The following is a 14,889-nucleotide window of genomic DNA, read 5'->3' on the forward strand; positions in this document are numbered from 1 at the left end:
GGGACAAATTTTGGATAAAGATACAAAACAACTATCGCTACTAGACGAGCATACACAAGCAGACAACAGTCCCGTTGTCTGCTTAGGTATGACGTTTGAAAACGACGAAGCGCGTCGTGAATATTTTCGAAATGAACTGCGAAAAAAGCTTCCTGAATTAAAGAACATTGAAGGATTTCCAATTGGGGAAGATGAGGATATTATTACATTGTCTGATCCGCCTTATTATACAGCGTGCCCGAATCCCTGGATTAATGATTTTATTGAGGAATGGGAACGGGAAAAAGTTGAGAAGTATGGTATGGATTTGAATGAGGAATATCATAGAGAACCGTTTGCTGCGGATGTAAGTGAAGGGAAATCTGATCCAGTTTATATGGCACATGCTTATCATACAAAGGTACCACATAAAGCTATTATGAGATATATTTTACATTATACAAAACCAGGTGATCTTGTTTTAGATGGTTTTTCTGGGACAGGTATGACAGGGGTAGCATCGTTTCAATGTGGACGTGAAGAAGTTATAAAAAGTTTAGGTTATAAAATGAATGGTAGTCATATAAATTACGAAAATTCTGTTATTAGTGAGTTAGGAGAAAGGAAATGTATTTTAAATGATTTGTCTCCTATAGCAACTTTAATTTCTAAAAATTATAATTCTCCGACAAATATACAAGATTTAAAAGAGATTGCAGAAAAAATAATAGAAAAACTTGAAGTTGAATATAATTGGATGTTTGAAACAAATCATGAGGTAGATAAAAGGACACAAATAGACCCTCTTGGTAATCCTATTAAAGGGGTGATCAATTATACAGCTTGGAGTGATGTTTTTTCTTGTAGTAATTGCTCAGAGGAGTTAGTTTTCTGGGAAGTAGCGGTGGATACAGAAAAGAATAAAATCAGGGATGTTTTTGAATGTCCAAAATGTAGTTCACAGCTTTCTAAGAAAAATATTGAAAAAGTCTGGGAAACTTATTTTGATAGTGCAATAGGCAAGGCTATAAATAGGGTTAAACAAGTACCTATTTTAATAAATTATAGCGTTGGAAAACAAAGATTTGATAAAAAGCCAAATGATAAAGATTTAGAAATATTGAAAAAAATTAATGATTTTAACACTGAAGTGTGGTTTCCAACATATGAGCTTCCTGAAGGCTATAATACTGAACAACCTAAGAAGAGTCATGGAATTACTCATTTACATCACCTTTATACGAAAAGGAATATTTTTGTGTTATCACGAGCTATGGAAGAGGTCAAAAAATACAGTATGCCAATTCTTTATAGTTGGCTTACTTCTGCCATGATTAGAACCACAAAAATGTATAAGTTTACGTTGGACCGTAAAATGGGAACAGTAAGTGGTACTTATTATATTCCATCTTTATGGACTGAAAACTCGCCTTTTAAGTTATTAAAAAGAAAGTTGAAAGATTTTACAAAAGTAAATTATAGTAAAACTTACTCTATATTACTTTCAACAGGTTCTCAAGCATCAATACCTTTAGAAGCAAATAGCGTAGACTATATATTTACTGATCCGCCATTTGGTGGGAATTTAATGTATTCAGAATTAAATTTTTTATGGGAAGCATGGTTTAAAGTTTATACAAATAATCGACCTGAAGCAATTGTGAATAATGTACAAAATAAAAACTTAAGTGATTATCAGGTACTTATGGAAGAGTGTTTTAAAAATTACTATAGGGTATTAAAACCAGGACGATGGATGACTGTGGAGTTTAGTAATTCACAAGCAAGTGTATGGAATGCGATTCAAGAAGCTATCCAAAAAGCCGGTTTTGTTATTGCTAATGTTGCAGCATTGGATAAGAAGCAGGGAAGTTTTAAAGCGGTGACTTCTACAACGGCAGTAAAACAAGATTTGGTTATCTCTGCCTATAAACCTAAAAAAGAAAATATCGAAAAAATGAAAGAAGAACAAAACACAGAAGAATCTGCTTGGACTTTTGTAAGGCAACATTTAGAGCAATTGCCAATATTTATCGGCGTTAAAGGCGAAGCGCAAATTATTTCAGAAAGAACACCTCGTATCTTATTCGACCGCATGGTAGCTTACCATGTCCAAAGTGCTTTGCCAGTTCCAATCTCATCCGCTGAGTTTCAATCGGGTGTCGTACAGCGCTTCCCAATGCGTGATGGCATGGCGTTCCTGGAAAGCCAGGTTGCTGAGTATGATAAGAAGCGTACGCTAGTAAAAGAATTTGCACAAATGAGCTTATTCGTATCTGACGAAAACAGCGCAATCGAATGGATTCGCCAACAATTGTTGAAGAAGCCACAAACACGTCAAGATTTGCATCCAAACTATATGAAAGAAATTCAGCATATTGCGAAGCATGAACTGCTTCCTGAGTTGGATGATCTATTGCATCAAAACTTCCTGCGTTATGAAGGTGACGGAGGAGTACCGGATCAAATTGTTTCCTATTTAAGACGCAATTATAAAGATTTACGCGGTTTGGAAGCAACTGATACTGTGTTGATTGAAAAAGCGATGAATCGATGGTACGTGCCGGATCCAAACAAGCAAGCAGACCTGGAGAAGCTTCGTGAAAAGTCGTTGCTTCGTGAGTTTGAAGGTTATTTAGAGGAACTTGAGAATAGTAAGAAAAAGCTGAAACAATTCCGTACGGAGGCCATTCGTGCTGGATTTAAGAAGGCATATAGTGAGAAGGACTTCGAAAAGATTGTAAAAATTGGAGATCGTCTTCCTGAGAAGATTATCCAAGAAGATGATAAATTGTTAATGTACTACGATAATGCTTGTATCCGATTAGGATTGTAGTAGGTGATGACGATGAGTGGTTGGCGCGATGAGGTGTTAAGGAAATTTCAATATCAAAACAATAAGCTTCTGCTGGTACATGACAAAGATTTTTTGTTGAGTGATGAGCTCATTTTAAGTCAGCTAACAGACTATGATTATGAAGTGGTACGTTTTGAAGATAGCATTTCGTTTCGATATTTGTACGAGCAGCAATATCGTTTACATGAGAAAGAATGTAAAGTCATTGTATATACGAATGATGATATTGTGTTTCCGTATGAATTTATTAGGAAAGGATTTAGTATTAGCATTAACATTAGTACGATCTTTCCAAAGTTTTCAGCGTCAATACTCCGAAGTATGAACCGAGAAGATTTAGATGCCTTGTTTACTGCGCATGCGCAGTATCAAGGCTCTTCTTCTAATGCGGAGACTTTGGCGTACATTGTAAAGCATGTGTATAAAATACCGTATGAGATTATTGATAGTGAAGTAGAGCTGTATAAACTGCTTTTATCCATTCACTATAAAAAAGCAGATATTCCTCAATCGATTCAGAAATTTCTTATTGGAAAACTACAGCTGGTTGAAGTGTTTCGAAAGTTTCCGATAGAGAATTTAATTTCTTCTGCTGCATTTTTTTATCATTTTTTAGAGGAGCAATGGGATTCTCTAGTAACTACATATAAAAGTTCTAGTGATATACAAATTTTTGACCCTTTTAAGGAGTATGAGACGCATCCGTTTGCCAATCATGATGTACGCCGATTGATGAACGATTTGTTTATGGAAGGTATTTTACTTAAAGCAAAAGGAATTTCAGCTTTGCAAGTTCCGAAATGGATGAAGGCCGGGATCGCAGAAGAAACGGAAGATATAGCGGAAAAACTATGCTATTTAAGTGAAAAGGTAAAGGAACAGCTTATAAGTGCCAAGCAGTATAAAGATTGGATTCATGTCATGGATCTCATTTCGGAATATAAATATACATATTTGGATATTAATGGTAGTGGATGTATGGAAGATGTGGATAAGCTGATGGATCAAGTCAATACAAAGTTTGAGAGCTGGATGGTAACGCAGTATCATACTTTGACGAGTTTACCACCGTTTCCAAAACCGAAGATGGTTCATCATGTTCCGCATACATTGCAAGCCAACCGAAAAGGAAATGAAAAGATTGCTTTGTTAGTATTGGATGGTATGAGTTTTGTGCAATGGAAACAAGTGCGTGATTATTTGAGGAAGCATCGTTTCTCGTTTGAGGAAAATGGCATATTTGCATGGGTACCGACGCTTACGTCTGTTTCACGCCAAGCCATTTTTTCAGGTAATATGCCGCTTACTTTTAGCAACACGTTAAAAACAACGGCTGCCGAGGAGAAGCTTTGGAAAGCGTTTTGGGAAAATCAAGGTGTGTTAAAGCAATATGTTGCCTATCAAAAAGGCTTAGGTACGGAGAAATATGACAGAGGTAATATTCGTGGCTTAAGTAAACATTCTGTCAAAGTATATGGAGCGGTAATTGACGTGATTGATCAACTGACGCACAGTACGATATTGGGTGAAAAGAGTATGGCTTCCAACTTAAAGATATGGATGGAAACTAATTATCTTGCTCATCTATTAACAGATTTATTGAATGATGGCTATTCTGTTTACCTTACTTCAGATCATGGGAATACAAAAGCGACAGGAATTGGTCGTATTTCTGAAGGTGTGTTAGTGGATCAAAAAGGTGAGCGAGTGCGGATTTATAGCGATAAAACATTGTATAATCATGCCTTATCCAAAATCGACGGTCTGTCGTGGGGGAATGCTGGTCTCCCAGATAGTTATTATGTGTTATTATCTCAGTACAAGCAAGCGTTTGTACCTAAAGAGCAAGAGATTATTACACACGGTGGAATTAGTATAGAAGAAGTTATTGTGCCTTTTGTGAAGGTGCAACAGAAGTAAGGAGAGGATATTTCATGACAAAGCCTGTTGGATTTGATCAAAAGGTATTGTTACATCATCTAGATTATACAGCGAATCATACCAAAAAATATTCTCGACAAGAAATGTACGACGTATTGGATGGGTATTTGCGCAACGATATTACCGGTGCCAAGTCAAGAAAAAATGCGATTACGATGTTAATGAAAATTTGGTATTTAGTGAATGAAGATATAGCAATTATGAGAAATCGGTTATTGGATATACTACCTGATTTGACGAAGGAAGAACGTATCCTCGTTCATTGGGGTATGACATTGGCCGCATACCCATTTTTTAAAGATGTGGCCCAGGAATTCGGTAAATTATTTAAACTTCAGGATGAAGTACAGAGCATGGTGATTGGAAAGCGAATGAAAGAAGCGTATGGAGATAGACGACGGGTCGAAGTGGCTACAAGTGCAGTGTTGATGAGTATGAAAGCATGGGGACTTATAGATGTGGGAAAAAGTCGATCATACCGAGTAAAGGAAAAAATTGAAATCAGTAACCCAGAGATGCAGTCGTTTATTATTCACATATTGCTATATGTGCTGGATCACAAAGCGCTACAGCTCGATGTGATACAAAATCATATTTTGTTCTTTCCATTCTCGTATGAATTCAACTTAATGGAATTACGGAAAAATCCTGATTTTGTTTTTCATCGTCAAGGAGTCGATACAATCGTAGTTGAGCGTAATATAGATTAAACCTTATTCATTAACGGATAAGGTTTTCTTATGATAGAGGAGGAGACGTTCATGTTAGCAGTGGGCGAGATTGTATTAAGTTCACAATTTCCTGAAAGTGTAGAAATTAAAAAGTGCGAAGCTTTCGGAGAGTATTTTATTATTGAAGCGATTGGACAAGACACAAATCGGTATTATGAGATTATGTTGGAGCAAGAAAAGCTTCAAGAGTTCAAACGCGTAAAGCACGAAAAAGAAGTCACCAATATGAATGCGATAGATGTGCAAAAGTATCTGCAATATGTATTGCTGAAAAATGAAGTGAGATTTTCACAAACAAGGGCTTTAGGAAATAAGAATTTACTACCATTGCCGCACCAAATCGAAGCTGTGTACGGACGAATGCTGCAAGTGCCACAAGTCCGCTTTTTATTGGCAGACGATCCAGGTGCCGGTAAAACAATTATGTCAGGGATGTTGATAAAAGAGTTAAAGGCCCGCTTAAGTGTTGACCGTATTTTGATTTTGGTGCCACCGCTTGTATTAAAGCAGTGGCAAGAAGAGTTAGAGCAAAAATTTGATGAACATTTTCATATCGTCAATCGTGCAGTTTTGAAAGAATACGGCGGGAAAAATCCGTTTGTCGCAAATCGATTATGCTTAACGTCCATGTACTGGGCAATGAGAGATGATGTAAAAGCACTTATCCAAGAAGCGCAATTTGATATGGTGATTGTGGATGAAGCCCATAAAATGGCTGCGTATACACATGGTACAGTGAAGAAAAAAACGTTTCGGACGAAGTTGTACCAACTTGGAGAATCATTACTTAAAAAAGCGGATCACTGTGTATTGCTAACGGCCACGCCGCATAAGGGGGATTCAGAAAACTTCAGACATTTGATGAAGTTGATTGATGAAGATATTTTTTCTAGCAGCAAGACGAGCGAAAGTCTAAAGGAAAAAACGAACCCATTTATCATTCGCCGTTTAAAGGAGAATTTAAAAAACTTTGACGGGACCCCTCTGTTTCCTAAGCGAACAACTAAGACTATTCAGTTCCAGTTAACGGATGAAGAGTTAGCGTTGTACGATGCGGTGACAGAATATGTGCGTGAATACTTTAACCGGGCAATGAATAATGGAAGTAATAGCACTGCATTTGCGATGATGTTATTGCAGCGCCGGTTGAGTTCATCAATTGATGCTATTTATTTGTCTTTAAAACGAAGATATAACCGGCTTATTAAGCTATATAAACAAACTGAAGCAGAGCGCAGTAAGTTTATTAAAAAGATGAAGGCAATTGAAACGGAGAGCTATCTAGAAGAAGGTAATGATATTCAAGAGAAGTTAGAAAGCCAATTGGAGCAATCTACAGATGTAATTGATACAAAAGAGCTTAAAAAGGAATTGATTGTATTAAAAAGACTAATACAGCAAGCCGAGCATATTAAACTGTATGCGGTAGAGAAAAAGTATCAGGAGCTTGAAGATACATTATTTGGAGAAGAAGGGTTGTTAAATCATAACGAAAAGATTTTAATTTTTACTGAATCAGCAGATACGCTAAATTACTTAGAAGAAAAGTTATTAAAACGCGTACAGAAAGTTGCCAAGATTGTAGGGAGCTTCTCCATGGATCAACGCCGGAAGCAGGTTGTGATGTTCCGCGATGAATGTCAAATTATGATTGCAACCGATGCCGGCGGCGAATCTATTAACCTGCAATTTTGTAATCAAATGATTAATTATGATATCCCGTGGAATCCAAATAAACTGGAACAGCGGATGGGGCGGATTCATCGTATCGGTCAGAAAAATGAAGTGTTTGTATTTAATTTGGTAGCACAAAACACGCGTGAAGGTAGTGTGATGGCTAAACTTTTAGATAAAATGGAGTTGATGAAATCAGACTTGGGTTCTGACCTTGTATACGATTTTATGGGGGAAATTTTAGAAGATCATTATGATAGTTTAGCTGATTTAATGCAAGAAGCAATTCTAAATCGAGAAAAACTAGACGAAGTGATTGCTGGCATGGAAAAAACGTTATCTGAAGAGCATCAGAAGTTATTAAAGCTTATGCAAGAAGAACGAATGACTGAAGATCATGTTGATTTGTCAGCATTAAAGCGTGAGAAAAATGATCTTACAGTAAGACGTATTCCGAAGCGTATGTTTACTGATTTAGCTGCGTATGCTTTAGAAAAGAAGCGTGTCCGGATTTTTAAATCACAAGACGGAAAAGTTATGCGGATTGAACGTTTGCCGAAGTTTATACGAGATTATGTTCCTGAATTGCAAGATTATCAAGGAGACAGTTATCGATTTACTAACTCGCTTGAGTTTGAATCAGAAGATGTACCGATGATAACCGAGAGTCATCCGTTATTTCATGTAAGTCTGGAACTCATGAAAAAAGAAGTAGAAGGACAAACATGGCATCACTATACCACAACAGCAAATATACCTGAATCATTACATATTGAAATGCATCATGTCAGTGTTGTAGATGGAACAGGGAAAGAATTAGAAAACCATTATGTTCATCTCGCTAAGAGAGCGAATGGGGAAATGATCTCGTTAGATCCGAATTGGATTTTTACAACTGAATTCAATAACAACTCATTTCATATTCAAACACAAGCTCCGAGCCAATGTACGTCTGAGATTATGAAGCAGTCAGTTTTGATTCGAGATAAAATTTTGGCTAAACGGGAAAAGCAGTTGGATAAGCTATTAGCATTTTTGGAAAAAACATTTAGCCAACAGTATCGGGAAACCCTAGAGCGATTAGAAAAATATCAACAGGAAAATATAGATAACCGAAACAGCGCTCTCATTAACCAAATGAACGCAAAACTCATTGACCTGGATTTGAAGAAGGAAGAACGTCTAAGTATGATTCACCGTCAAAAAAATATTTCTATGAAGCCACCAAAAAAGATCATTTTACTAGAGCTTATTCCATCTGGTGTATGTGACAGAGTTATTGCAACAGATTATCACGACGCTGTAATGAGTTACGAACGAGAAAATGGCCGACTTAATGTAAAGCAGTTTCGTAATCTTGGTTTAGTAGATTACTATAGCGAGAGATTTAACGGAGAAGAGCGATATATTATCTTAACCAACAATCCCGCTTTTGCACTAAATGATTTTTACCTAGATGACTTGCATGAAATATTGGAGAAAGTTTATATATACGTTGTGCGTGATGGGGAAGTAGTGGAAGAAAGAGCGATAAAGGATGAAATGATTATTAGTTAAACAGTTATTTTATTAGCGCATCATAATTTGTTATAGATTATGGTGTGCTTTATTTTGTGATAACAAAATAAAAAAAGTCTATAAACAAAAGATCCTTATACCTAATTGAAGATCGGCGCAAAAGAAATCTAGCAGAAGGACGATATTAGACGATTGAAAACGTAAAAATTAAAAGTTTTTCTTGGAAAGAGTGTTTTTCGTTCTCTTTTTTAAATTTTTATAGTGTTTCTCATGGTACGTTAGAAATAAGTACTTGTGAATAGAGAGGAGGAAATACATGAGCAAATTAAGCAATTCTCTTCGTATGATTGAACTGCTTCATGCCAGAGGGAAGATGAAAATTAGTGAGTTAGCAAAAGAATTGGAAGTAAAAGAACGCATGATTCGTATTTATCGTGACGAGATAGAAATGGCAGGTATTTTCATTGAAAGTGAAAAAGGTAGGAACGGCGGTTACTATATTTCAAACACATCTTTACTCCCAATTCGAAATATGTCTCATAAGGAGTTGCGTGCGTTAACATTTTCTGTGGAACAGTTGGTATCAAGAAGAAATGCAATTTACTCGGATGATGCACAAGTAGCGTTGGACAAGTTGAAAGCATTACGGAAGCTGGAAAAAGATCGGGATCGCCATATTTACTTTGTTCAGCGGTCCAGACCGAATTATGAGTTTTCGGATGAAAATCGAAAATACATACAGCTACAAGAAGCATTATTGACAAAACGTAAAGTGAAAATAAAGTATAAAAAACGATCTGGTGAAAGGTCTGAACGTACTATTGATCCCTATGGATTTGTACATTACAATGACTTTTTTTACTGCATCGCCATGTGCAATGATAATAATGACACTCGTATGTTTAAATTGTCCCGAATGAAAGAGATTCGAACATTATATGATACATTTACAATTCCTGAAGATTTTGATATTCCAAAGGAATTACCGAGGTTTGGTATTATGAATGAGCTATTAGAAGTAGAATTACTTATTTATCCACCATTTTCTGTATCTGTACCAGAATCAATTTGGGGAGAGAATCAAATTATAGAATATAATTCTGATGATAGTATTCGTTTTCGAGCAACGATGAGTGGCAAAGAATCGATAAAGAAGTGGATTCTCGGTATGGGAGCATCTGCAAGAGTAGTAGCACCTAAGCATTTACGAGAGGAAATTATTGAGGAGGGGAGGAAGTTGCTGGAGTTGTATGAAACGTTTTGAATGTGCAGCATAAAATATTCAGTCACAGGGCTTCTATAGAGTTTTAATTAATAAAAGTAAGGTGGTATAATTTTCTATAAATGAAGTAGAAACTTGATTTTTATAGAATAGTTGGAGGTTTAGCAATGGCAATGATCGATACAAAAATTGAAGCAAAAGAAATTCTTTTTAAGGATTTATTTGGATCAAAATTTGCTTTTAAAATCCCAGGGTATCAACGTCAGTATTCTTGGGAAAAAGATCAATTAGAACAATTATTTGATGATATAAAAGAAGCTTTAGAGTTTGAAGAAGAAAGCTATTTCTTAGGAAGTGTGATTCTACAAGTTATTTCACAAAAGAGTGATGAAAGTGGAGTTTATGATGTTGTCGATGGACAACAGAGAATTACAACGCTAACAATCCTTCTTGCAGTTATGAGAGATTTAGTGAAAAATTCAGGTGCCAAAAGAACATTACAGGCAAAAGTCTATCAAGAAGCGGATCCTTATGAGGATAAGCCTGAAACGGTTCGTTTACGTGTTCGCGATCGTGATTATTCCTTTTTTAAAAAACATATTTTAGAAGAAGGTGGCACGCTACTACCTATAAATGAAAAAGATTTAACAGAGTCACAAGAGCGTATGTTGGAAGCGATGCATATATTTACAGACAAGTTTCTGGAAAATGGTCAATTGAACGAATTATTAGTAGATAAAATGATTCATTTTATTTTAAATAAATGCATGTTTGTTTATGTGAAGACTGGAACGTTTACATCTGCTTTTAGATTATTTTCAATCTTAAATGACCGTGGTATGCCTCTCAGTAACGCAGATTTATTAAAAAGTACGAATTTGGGAGCTATTAATGAGGGAGAACGTTTACATTATCAAAACATGTGGGAAGCAATGGAGGAAGAGTTAGGAAGGGAAGAATTAGAGAAACTCTTAGCCTTTATTCGTCTTATTTTTGTGAAGGAAAAAGCGAGGAAAACGATTCAAGAAGAATATGCAGAAAAAGTGTTCGAGAAAAATCCAGGTTTTAAAGGTCAAGCTTTTATTGAATATTTAAAACGATTTGCTGATATTTATCGTGAGAAAATTTTAAATGCAGAGATTCATGGACAGTGTAAAGAAATAGATGCAAAGTATCATGGATTGTTAACTCTTATGCGTGATTTTATTCCTTCTTCCGATTGGATTCCTGTATTTATTCACTTCGCCCAAAAATTTCCAATTGATGATGAAATTTATTTGTTCCTACAGACATTAGAACGTAAATTTGTTGTAAGTTGGATTAGAGGTATCACTCCAACTGGACGAGTGACGGAAACGGTAAAAATGATTCAAGTGATAGATCAGGCAAAGAATACACAAGACGTATTTGAAGCAGAAATTTTTCGAACTGATGAAGATTATAAGGTAGTTGAATTTAATATCGATGTACAAGATCTTTATAAGAAAAAATATGCAAAATATTTATTACTTCGATTGGATATGGCATTAAATGAAAATGCTAATATAAAAAAATCATATACAGGGATTATTAGCGTAGAGCATATTTTACCACAGAATCCACCAAAAGGAAGCGAGTGGGAACGTGGATTTACCGAAGAAGAACGGAAGAACTGGACGCACCGTTTAGGGAACCTAGTGCTGTTAAGTCGAAAGAAAAATTCTTCAGCCAACAATAGAGACTTTAATATAAAGTTACATAAGTATTTTTCAAACGGTATTACAGATTTTGAACTTACTAAAGAACTAAAGGAATTTAAGGAGTGGACAGTAAGAGACTGTGAGTTCCGTCACAAGCAATTAATTCAGGAATTGATGAAATTATATTTTTAGTTAAAGAAGGTACTTATGCCTGTGTCATTTATTGGGGTGTACAATTGATTGTTAGAAATGATGGCTTATTAATTGAATAAAGATATTTTGAAGAAATTGTTAAAATCTTATTAAAAAACATATAAAACTATTACTTATCTTCTCCTTCTGTTATTTCATTAGGTAACTTGTTAGGCATGAGTTCGGACTGTACCGGGCTCATGCCTTTTAGCTTTACCTTAATTCTTTTGTGATATAGTAAAACGAATTCTAGGTAATGTTTCGAGCTATGCGTATACACACTTAAAATACCCATTAATAGATCCTAATCAACACCCACAATATCATCAAACCTCAACCGCAATGTAAACCCAAACAAATCCTGAAAAAACACCATTCTTGTTTGGTGTGCAATCACTTTTGTAACGACTGTCTCATGTAGAATCTGTCCGTTTTCGTAGTAAGAAATCATAATTGTTTTTTGTAATTTCATTGATTCAAGTAGTGCTCTTTCGATTTCTTCTTTCGCATCTTGTGTAAGAATAGGGCGTGGTATTTTCGTCTGTTCTTCAATGATTTGTTTTATACCAGCGAATTGTTCCGGCATTGATGCAAACGGCTGCCATTTTACCATCCCACGACCTTTCATTTTCGGTACTCCTGTATTGCTCATGCTTTATGCCCTCCAATAAGCGTATTTCTGTATCTTCCTGTTGCTGCAGAAGTATAAGACACACCTCGTAAAATGCTATTCTTGCCGAAGCGTGTTCGTATTTCATCCATAGTTCTGGCTAGTACAATTTCTCTTTCTCTCATTCGTATATCATCAAAAAGACTAATTTGTTCTTCACCCTCGTTCACTAAATTAGTTAGTGCAATGCTTATTGTACGAATCGGTTCCCCTGTATGGAGTTGCTTTAAAAACATGAAACAAACATGGTATATATCTAAAGTTAAATTTGTAGGTCGTTCCAATGTACAAGTTTTTTTGAATCCGCCTGGATAGTCTTTGCTATAGCTAATGGAAAATTGTATAGTCCTTGCTAATTTTCTTTTTCGCCTCAATCTATAACAAACTTCTTCGGTATGTTCTAAGAGAACTGGTGGAACTTCATCTATTTTATAATCTCGCATGAGTATTTGACTTTTACCAATTGAAGTCTCATTCGGTATATACTTTTCAGAAATGAGACTAAAATCAATGCCATTACTATGTAAATGAAGTTCTTCTCCAATGATACCGAATGATTCCTTTAGGTACTTGATAGGATAATGGGCCAGATCACCAATTGTGTGGATACCTTTTCGATTTAACTTTGCTTCTGTTTTACTCGATATTCCCCAAAATTTGCTGAGTGGACGGATTGGCCATAGTTTTTCCGGCACATCTTCGTAACTCCAATATGCGATCCCGTCAGCGGTCTTTTTCGCCTCCACATCAAGGGCGATTTTACTCATTAATACATTAGGACCAATTCCGATTGTGCTATCAATACGTGTCTTATGATATACCTCTCTTTTGAACTTCATAGCAAATTCGTATGGATTTTGTGCGAACAGATGTAAACTTGCTGTAACGTCCATAAAGAACTCATCAATGCTATATTGATGAAAATCCTCAAAAGCAACGTATTGTAGCGCTAACTTTGTGATGTAATTTGAACATCTAATATATATTTCCATAGTAGGATTTACTATGAGTATGTCGTGGCGCCGTGGAATTTCATATAATCGGCTCATCTTTTTAATTCCGAGGTCTTTTAATGGTGGAGTAGCAGCCAGTACAATTGAACCTTGTCTATTCACGTCGCCAACAACAGCTAGTTTTGTGCGCAATGGATCGAGACCCATTTTGATGCAGGAAACGCTAGCGTAAAAACTTCGTAAATCTACACATAAGATGTTCCGTTTTGGTAAAAGAGAATAGTCATACAAAGCAATCACTCCTAATAGCAAGAACGTTTGTTCTTATTATATACGAACATACATTCTTTTAGAAGGGGTAATTTCGTTTATTTTCCATTTGACAATACATAAAAAGTAAATTTTATTATCGTTAATGGGGAATTTATACTATATTTACATTTCGTTAAATTTAAAGTGCTGAACTTTTACATGTAATAGAGAGTACAGTAAAGGGAAGGAGAAAATGAAGAAGTTGGCGAAGTGCATAGTATTGGTATCAGAAGGACAGGAGTCCATATTACATATTGCAAAAGTGAAGCGTGGTTATCATACATATTATTTCGAAATTAATAAAGCGATCGATTACATTTCGGTATATTTTATTGATGGGGCAAAGCGTAGATTCTCAATCGCTAGTGTCGAGGAAATGCTCACTTCTTATAAATTATGTTGTGCTAGAGTCCCAGATTCATAGTTATTAAGTTCCTCTTGACAAATTTTATATTATTATGTATACATTATAATATAGTTTAATAATCGGTAGATGTTGTTTTTAACTTTTTTATTAATTTGCACTTTAGCATATTGTTAATATGTTTTGAATTGACTAATATGAAAAAGCGTCATGTGAAAATAAGAAAGAGGGAATAACATAAATCGGTATATTTCTCAACTAAGGAATTAGTATGGGGAATATACCGATTTTTATTAGGAGGTAATCATGAATAAGTCACAGGGATATATCGAAGCAGAAATAAGTAAATCAATAACTCAATGGGAAAAAGACTTCCTTGGACGTGGTCCAATATCCGTTAAAACAGATATTTTACGTGATATGATTGTTGTTGTCTTACAAGGGATTTTAACACCAGCCGAATATTCTGTTTGTGAAACAAAGGAAGGACAGTTATCTGTAAAGAGGCTTCGATCTAATCTAGTTGAGTCAGGTATAGATAGTCTAAAAGAAATGATTCTAAATATAACTGGGGAAGAAGTAAAAAGCTTTTATACTGATATAAGTACTCGTACAGGAGAACGGGTCATGATATTTAAATTATTTAATGATTTAGAGAAAAAATTATAAAACGAAACATAAAGGGAGATCTTCAAAAAACTTTAAGTTAGTTGAAGATAAACCGACAAATTTCAGAATTACGGTTCGGTCCGTTGTATTCTGACGTTTGTCGGTTTTTTTATTGTGTGGATATAAAG

The 14,889-nt window shown here is 35.4% G+C and carries 10 protein-coding genes; 8 read left to right on the forward strand and 2 right to left on the reverse strand.

Going from position 1 to position 14,889, the window contains the following annotated elements:
• Positions 1-10: 10 nt before the first annotated feature.
• The 6 genes from AB1284_RS02775 to AB1284_RS02800 all read left to right on the forward strand — a co-directional run bounded on the left by AB1284_RS02775 (position 11) and on the right by AB1284_RS02800 (position 11,793).
• Positions 11-2,815, forward strand: coding sequence for a DNA methyltransferase (locus AB1284_RS02775; protein ID WP_429751849.1), 2,805 nt, complete (start codon positions 11-13; stop codon positions 2,813-2,815).
• Positions 2,816-2,827: 12 nt separating this feature from the next.
• Complete coding sequence (gene pglZ, locus AB1284_RS02780; protein WP_429751847.1) at positions 2,828-4,756, forward strand: BREX-3 system phosphatase PglZ; 1,929 nt, start codon at positions 2,828-2,830, stop codon at positions 4,754-4,756.
• Between the two features lie 14 nt (positions 4,757-4,770).
• Entirely contained in the window at positions 4,771-5,487 is a 717-nt protein-coding gene (locus tag AB1284_RS02785; RefSeq protein WP_429751845.1) for a hypothetical protein, read from the forward strand.
• 51 nt (positions 5,488-5,538) lie between these two features.
• Positions 5,539-8,739, forward strand: a complete 3,201-nt coding sequence (locus AB1284_RS02790) for a DEAD/DEAH box helicase (RefSeq protein ID WP_429751843.1) — start codon at positions 5,539-5,541, stop codon at positions 8,737-8,739.
• 277 nt (positions 8,740-9,016) lie between these two features.
• A complete protein-coding gene (locus tag AB1284_RS02795; RefSeq protein WP_429751841.1) occupies positions 9,017-9,964 on the forward strand; it encodes a helix-turn-helix transcriptional regulator in 948 nt (315 codons plus the stop codon).
• A 125-nt stretch (positions 9,965-10,089) separates the two neighbouring features.
• Positions 10,090-11,793 (forward strand): DUF262 domain-containing protein, encoded by a 1,704-nt coding sequence (locus AB1284_RS02800; RefSeq protein WP_429751839.1) that lies wholly within the window; start codon positions 10,090-10,092, stop codon positions 11,791-11,793.
• Between the two features lie 304 nt (positions 11,794-12,097).
• Here the strand turns inward: AB1284_RS02800 and AB1284_RS02805 are convergent, their stop codons facing one another.
• Together AB1284_RS02805 and AB1284_RS02810 are read right to left on the reverse strand one after the other, a co-directional pair.
• Complete coding sequence (locus tag AB1284_RS02805; RefSeq protein WP_429751838.1) at positions 12,098-12,445, reverse strand: YolD-like family protein; 348 nt, start codon at positions 12,443-12,445, stop codon at positions 12,098-12,100.
• On the reverse strand, positions 12,442-13,707 hold the full coding sequence (locus tag AB1284_RS02810) for a DNA polymerase thumb domain-containing protein (protein WP_429751836.1): 1,266 nt from the start codon (positions 13,705-13,707) through the stop codon (positions 12,442-12,444). Before AB1284_RS02810 ends, AB1284_RS02805 begins: the two co-directional genes overlap by 4 nt.
• Before the next feature lie 223 nt (positions 13,708-13,930).
• Between AB1284_RS02810 and AB1284_RS02815 the strand changes: the two genes are divergently transcribed.
• Both AB1284_RS02815 and AB1284_RS02820 read left to right on the forward strand, forming a co-directional pair.
• Positions 13,931-14,152, forward strand: a complete 222-nt coding sequence (locus tag AB1284_RS02815) for a hypothetical protein (RefSeq protein WP_429751834.1) — start codon at positions 13,931-13,933, stop codon at positions 14,150-14,152.
• A 246-nt stretch (positions 14,153-14,398) separates the two neighbouring features.
• Positions 14,399-14,761 carry a DUF2294 domain-containing protein gene (locus AB1284_RS02820; RefSeq protein WP_377882679.1) on the forward strand — a complete coding sequence of 121 codons (363 nt, stop codon included), beginning with the start codon at positions 14,399-14,401 and terminating at the stop codon, positions 14,759-14,761.
• Positions 14,762-14,889: the final 128 nt, after the last annotated feature.

Source organism: Bacillus sp. S2(2024) (genome assembly GCF_050474045.1).
Taxonomy (GTDB): Bacteria; Bacillota; Bacilli; order Bacillales; family Bacillaceae_G; genus Bacillus_A; species Bacillus_A yunxiaonensis.

Excerpts from the sequence above, each read along its gene's own strand:
- pglZ (WP_429751847.1), top strand. The coding sequence starts at position 2,828 with ATGAGTGGTTGGCGCGATGAGGTGTTAAGGAAATTTCAATATCAAAAC.
- AB1284_RS02805 (WP_429751838.1), bottom strand. The coding sequence starts at position 12,445 with ATGAGCAATACAGGAGTACCGAAAATGAAAGGTCGTGGGATGGTAAAA.
- AB1284_RS02795 (WP_429751841.1), top strand. The coding sequence starts at position 9,017 with ATGAGCAAATTAAGCAATTCTCTTCGTATGATTGAACTGCTTCATGCC.
- AB1284_RS02790 (WP_429751843.1), top strand. The coding sequence starts at position 5,539 with ATGTTAGCAGTGGGCGAGATTGTATTAAGTTCACAATTTCCTGAAAGT.
- AB1284_RS02800 (WP_429751839.1), top strand. The coding sequence starts at position 10,090 with ATGGCAATGATCGATACAAAAATTGAAGCAAAAGAAATTCTTTTTAAG.
- AB1284_RS02820 (WP_377882679.1), top strand. The coding sequence starts at position 14,399 with ATGAATAAGTCACAGGGATATATCGAAGCAGAAATAAGTAAATCAATA.
- AB1284_RS02785 (WP_429751845.1), top strand. The coding sequence starts at position 4,771 with ATGACAAAGCCTGTTGGATTTGATCAAAAGGTATTGTTACATCATCTA.